General features: G+C 39.2%; 3 protein-coding genes. All 3 read right to left on the reverse strand.

Annotated features, from left to right (window positions below; genetic code table 11):
- Positions 1-9 precede the first annotated feature (9 nt).
- Complete coding sequence (gene grdC / locus CYJ57_RS05060) at positions 10-1557, reverse strand: glycine/sarcosine/betaine reductase complex component C subunit beta (protein WP_006702082.1); 1548 nt, start codon at positions 1555-1557, stop codon at positions 10-12.
- 351 nt (positions 1558-1908) lie between these two features.
- Positions 1909-3537: an ATP-binding cassette domain-containing protein gene (locus tag CYJ57_RS05065; protein ID WP_101954326.1), complete on the reverse strand. Its 1629-nt coding sequence runs from the start codon at positions 3535-3537 to the stop codon at positions 1909-1911.
- Positions 3530-5953 (reverse strand): class III lanthionine synthetase LanKC N-terminal domain-containing protein, encoded by a 2424-nt coding sequence (locus CYJ57_RS05070; RefSeq protein ID WP_101954327.1) that lies wholly within the window; start codon positions 5951-5953, stop codon positions 3530-3532. The genes CYJ57_RS05065 and CYJ57_RS05070 overlap by 8 nt, the downstream gene beginning before the upstream one ends.
- Positions 5954-6543 lie beyond the last annotated feature (590 nt).

Raw genomic sequence — 6543 nt, forward strand, 5'->3', positions numbered from 1 at the left:
TATATTCAATTAGTCTTCTGTTGAGAAGTTCGCAGCGAAGTCACGTAAAGCTGCTGCTACTTCAGTCTTAACAGTTTCTTTCAGGTCTGAATCAACGCCTGTTGAAGCAAACTTATCGCTATTACGCTCAATCATTACAGAGACACCATCGAATAAGTTTGTCATACGACCTAAGAATAATGATCCTTTACCGATAATCATCGCACGGTTTAAGTCACCTTCAACTAAGTCATGTAATGCATAGCCTAAGTATGGAACACCTGAAGGGATATGTCCTTGAGTAGGTGCCCAACCTGGAACTGACTTGCTATTAATAAATTCTGGTAATTCAGTACGTTCTAAGTCTTTACGTACTACCCCAATCGCACCAATAATCTTCAAGTTCGCTAATGGTACGTTACCTGCACCAGCTGGAACCGTAATATTAGGGTTTTGTAATTCAGAAGCATAAACGTCCACATCTTGAACTTTTAAGTCTTCTTTCGCTAATGCGTCTGCTACTAAAGCTTGTGTAACGTGTTGTGGAGATGATCCTGAGTTTACAACGTGACGACCTGTTACGTCGTGACGAATTACAGGATGTACGCCATCATTTTCACTTACTAAGAAAGCAAGACCTGCAACACAGTCTTCAAGAATTGGCATATCTTTACCAACGTGAGATTTACCGTTCATACCTAACTTAGCTGTTGAACCACCTGATACAACTAGAACGTTCTTGAATGTTCCAGCTGATACGTGAGAAGCTGCTGCTAATAATGTATGCGTAGGTGCCGCACAGAATCCACGCAAGTCAGAACCTGTTGCGTTTTTGATGTGGCAAATTTCTGCGATTGATTTCGCCATGTTACCACCACCACGTTGGTTCATGTCACCAATCGCTTCTTCAGAACATTCGATCACATAGTCGATATCTTCTGCGTTAATTCCTTCTTGTTTTAATAAGTTAAGTGCTGCTAAGACACCTGAAGCCTTACATACTAAGTTCTCCATAATAATGTGAGAAGTTAAGTTAGGGTCAACTTCGTGAGCGCGTAGCACACAACCTACTACTTCACCTTCGTGATATAATGGCGTTGCTTCCACTTCTTCAATATGTTTTTTAATCCATTCAAGATCGTGAACTTGGTCAACTTCGTCTACACGGTCTTTGAATAATTCATGTTTCGCTAACTCAGCTTTTGCTTTTTCTGCAAATTCTTCTTCTAGGAATACTAAGTCAAAAACATCAACGATAGATAATAATGCATAAAATTCCATTTGCGGCATAATCTCGCCCGTATCACTGAAACGAGATTGATTTTCTAATAAGTTTTCATGCCATGGCTCTGGTAATTCACTAAGCTCTTTGTAATGGTAATTACCAATATAAGTTTGGTTTGGAGCATAATTTACGATATCATTGAAATCTCTTCTTAAATATTTCTCGTAAGTTTTTAGATACTCACTATCAGGTGCCGTAACTCTCTCAGTTGAGATGGTTGTACCACCTTCACCCACCATATCTGGGGTATGTGCCAGAATGTAACTTGCTGCTTTAAGAACTGAATAATTCATATAGAATTAAGCCTCCTCTATCATATTATACTCTTATTATAGCATAAAACTCCCGTTTGTACACATTATCACTTCTAAAGATAGTGTCAAATTATTGTTGGTTTCCCTCTACCATACTTTTTCATATTTCCCCTGAACCCAGTTTCATTGATTCCATATTTTAACCGGTGTCTTTGACAGCGAGCATTCGCTTCGTCGCCTCTATCTTTCGTTATGAAGACTGGTTTCACTCTATTAGATTTCAATAACCGATGATAGACTATGCTTACACACAACCTTAAATAATGAAAAACTCCAGCCATCAGGCTGGAGTATCTTGACTAAATGATACAGTGAAGGTCATTTGGAATATTATCGATCAAACGAAATAATCTCATCATACAGCGGGCGATTCATCTCATTGACATGGTGGGTCACCGATAGTTTCATCCGATTGGGAATCTGGGCGATGACACGGTCAATGTCTATAGCCACTTCCGAATTCAAGTTTGCAGTCACTTCATCAAACAGCATAATCGGCTTATTGTCAATCAAGGCGCGCGCAATCCCGATGCGTTGTGCCTGACCTCCAGATACAGAGGTGTCGGAGTCACCAATAATGGTCTGATCCCCGTCTTGCCACGAGGCGAATGTTGACTCCAACCCTGCATTCTCCACGGCCCGTTGATACTCTTCTTCGGTCGCGTCCGGGTTCCCTAAGAGGATATTCTCCTTAGCGGTCATATTGAAAAGATACGTGGATTGCGGGACATAGGAGATATGGTCTTTTACATCTCGTTCCAATAAATTCGCTAATTCTTCTCCATTCAATCGTAAACTTCCTTGATAGTTATTTAAGTTCTTGGCAATGAGATTGAGGAAGACCGATTTACCTACCCCTGATTCACCTACAATAGCATAATTATTTCCCGTATTGAACTGAACATCAGGTATAGATACCCGTCTGCCATCTTCGAACTCAACGGACAAATCGCTGGACTGCAGCTGGAAGGCGTCGCCTGAGTTTATCGCCGCCGACGGCTCATCCGTCGGGATTAAACTACGATAGACTTGTTCCACTTTATCTAACGTACCAAACCCTGCTTGGAATTGGACGTAATAGTTGATAATGATGCTCAATGGCCCAAAAATCATTCCCGCTAAGTTACCCGTACTTAACACGGCCCCTGGTGTCACAATATTCTGCAACGATAGGTACCCTGTCAAGATGATGAGCAACACTTGAGCGAGCATGGATAATATCCCTGAAATCATACTGACGGTGGCTTGCATATACTCGTCTTGAATCACCGCATCTTTCACATCGCTCGTGGGTTGAGTGATATGGTGGCCTATTAGATCTCTACTGTCATAGTCGTTCAGGGTTCGGAATCCACCCAACCAATGGGTCGCCACTTGAAGTAAATGGTTGTTCCGGTCGGCAACATTCTGAGCAAGCACTTGCATGCGGCCTTGGAATAAACCAGGCAGTGTAAACATGATGACTGCAAGCACAAATGTGGCAATCAGCAAGGAATAATGCAGATAAATTAACCCTAGGATACTCGCTAATAGATTGCAAATATTGCTAATCAGACGGAAATAATTATTCAGAATGCGCGTCGAGATGATATCTAAATCAGTCACCATCATCGCCGCATAATCTTCGGATTTTCGTTGACTGAACGCTTGGTAACTCGAGGATTGAATTGCATCAATCCCTGAAATGCGAATATCATAGGCCACATTGGCTTTGATGCGGGCACTATTCCGGTCATAGAGATAATCTGCCAGAATAGAGAGTAAGAATAATCCTAAAGAAATGAGGCAATAGCGATAGAACATATCCAAGTCAGCTTCAATAATCGCATTCAGTATATTCGCGACACTCAGTGAAGCGAGTACGACTCCTACAGAATTCACAATCGCAAGAACAATGCCCCATAGTATACCGAGCCAATACGGTTTCAGCCATACCCTTAACTTCTTTCGATTACTCATATTTCATCGCCCTTTCTAAATAGAGATACACTCCCGTCAGACCATAACCTATGTCCAAACCAACATTTTTATAAGTAGGAGAAAGGATAAAGAGCCGATCATTGATTGAAACTATAAAGCTGCCCAATGATTTATTGACTTCTTTAGCCATTTCTAAGTACTTATCATTTCCATACGTCTCATATAACGATAGTGCACACCAGCCAATGCCAGCGCTTCCATAAAGCAATGATCCATTCTGACACGGTCTATATAAATTTTCACTGACCTTAAGTATGAATTCATCATAATCTGAGGATATGAATTTGTTTCTGAAATTGATAAGTGTCAGAATGAGTCCTGCTATTCCATTATGAATGTACGGAGAAAGTATCAAAGAGTTTTGATTTAATCGCAGCCCGTAAGATAAGTTCGTCTTTGAAATACCTTTAATCATAACGTCTTGGATATGTGTACGAAACAAACGTTCATTCTCCGTCTTAAGTTGAGCTGACGCGGAATCGGATAAATAATATAAAAACCCTAATAGTCCATCATATAGGCTATACTTCAAATTATTTAATTTTATTCTACGATCAACTTCAGAAATGAGAGAATCACGGCATTCCTTCTCAATCTGTAAGTATAGGTCATTATGAGTATCAGCATATAGCCTTGAAGCAAGAATGGCTAAATAAGAAATACCGTCAAAAACCCCAATCGTTTCAGGCAGAGTTTCTCTAGAGAATTTCTTCGATAATTGACGAATTAATAATTGTTCCCATTGAGAATAATCTACGTTTGATTTAGTCTGATGCATTAAATAAAGACACGTTAGAATACCTAGTGCATTCCCTTCCATTACTTCTTTAATTTCTTCATCCGTTATAACACTATTTAAGGCATAAAGAGCACCCATCCTACCGTTAAAAAGTGCATTATGATCTCTTTGAGGGAAGCAGACCGGAAAATCATTGTGACGCAATGAATGATGAAGTGATGTAAAAATCCTTTGGTAAAGCTCTGATGTTGTAATAGGGGATGTTTGTACTTGTCCGGTACAAGACGGGTCTCTATTCAATATATCCCTCATCAAATCTATATCTTTGTCTGATGACCGAAATAAGTAGTCGACTAATGCCACGATATTACTGGGAATACCGAGTTCAATTGCATCGGTTCGAAACAACTCGATAGTTGGATTATCCATTAACGAAATACGGAAGTTTACTTTGTTAAATAAGCTCATGATCACATACGCCATCTGTATCCAGTCACGGGTAAATCCATCCAAAGCTTGCATACGCTCATCGAAATATCCTGCACTAAAAAAAGTAAACTTCATTTGATTGTCTCGATAACAATAAGCCTGTTCCAAATCAATGAAATATACATCTGTACCATCAATCAATATATTATTCTGCGAGAGATCCCCAATACATATACCTTGATCGTGAATGAGTGCTATTGTATCGATAGCATGAGTGATAATTTCAAGTACATTATCGAAATCCCATGCCAGGTAATGTTCTTCTCGCCATTCTTGAATCGTTTGCCCAGGCTTTATCTCCTCAACAAGATAATAATTATTCTCCTCATAGAAATCGAGAATAAACTCAGGAACACAATTCGTATGTGGCTGTAGTTGTAGGATGATTTCTTTCTCGTTTAACTTTAAACGGATTGAATCCATTCCATCAATCTTATAAGTATTATCTCTAGCTTCCTTAATGATGCATTCCTGATTCCGATAGGTTCCAACATAAACTCCCCCAGAAAACTTCAATTGTATTGCGGAATGAATCAGGATTTCTTTAGAAATCATTATAGGTTGAGGAATAGATAATTCGAAAGGGTCCGAGACAAAACTTGGTAAATCGTAATAAGGCACCCGAGAATCGGGGTGGTGATTTCCATCAGAATCTATTATGTAGTCTTCTTGAGTTCCATTTATGATTCCGTAACGGTAATGTAAGACCTTATTATCCGAATGAAGTCGGCGATCGGACATAATCTTAGGTCCTTCGAACGGTATTAATCGCTCATCTAGTGCTTTCATATGCTTAATAAAGTCGGACTCGTTGCAAGGGTATATCGTTATAAACTTCCCACCACTGCTCCGTTCAACTAATGACGAGAGCATCACGGACAATTGAGCTACAGTTGAGATGTACTTGAAGGATAGAGCATTCTGATAACAATATTCTGAGACGGTGTTAAGTATTTGCTGATAGTTCTCCAATGTGCATGAGACATGAATTTTAAATCCTTGTCGCGGCAATGGAACCGATGGGGGTGAATAGTATAAAAAATCATCATGCTCCACAAGCTCCGTAGAATTAAAATCATCAGGAAATATATCTGGTTCATGAGTCACATCTGATTGATTAAGTAATATCTTAGAATCTAGTTGGGGAAATTCATAGGTGGCATTCAATATCTCTTCTCCTTTCAACCTAAATAAGTAGAATTTCTTGATATAAATACAAGCTCATAATTCCTAGAAAAGTCATTATAAGCTTGAATTTAAAACTTTTAATATTCAATTACTAAATTCTCTGCATACGAAAGTATGGCGGGTGCGAGAGATTCGATCTGATTCGTCTCAACCATCGACTTGGCATTTCTTCGCGGTTGAAATACAAATAAATGTCCATGCTGGATCCTCGGCGCACTCGACTCTCTCAGGTAATTTCTGAAGCTTCTCAATCTCACTCATGATCGTCCCTCCTTCCTAATTTTTAAAGTCACTTATATAATATAGCTGTTTTACCTAATTTGCAAGCGCTTTTTTGAATTAAGATAGTGTCATCTCGTCCACAAATGATAATGTCTCAAGTAACCGTAAATGAAAATGTCCCACTTTAGTGTATATTAAATCTAAGGAGGGATCTCAATGGAGGATTATCTTAACATGAATGAGACACATAAATATAATATCATCAAAGCTGTCGTCAATGGACGGAAATCCAAAGCTCGTGCTGAAGTGGAATTAAACTTATCCAGACGACAGATCAATCGATTGAT

The sequence above is a fragment of the Falseniella ignava genome (assembly GCF_002847645.1).
GTDB classification, from domain to species: domain Bacteria; phylum Bacillota; class Bacilli; order Lactobacillales; family Aerococcaceae; genus Falseniella; species Falseniella ignava.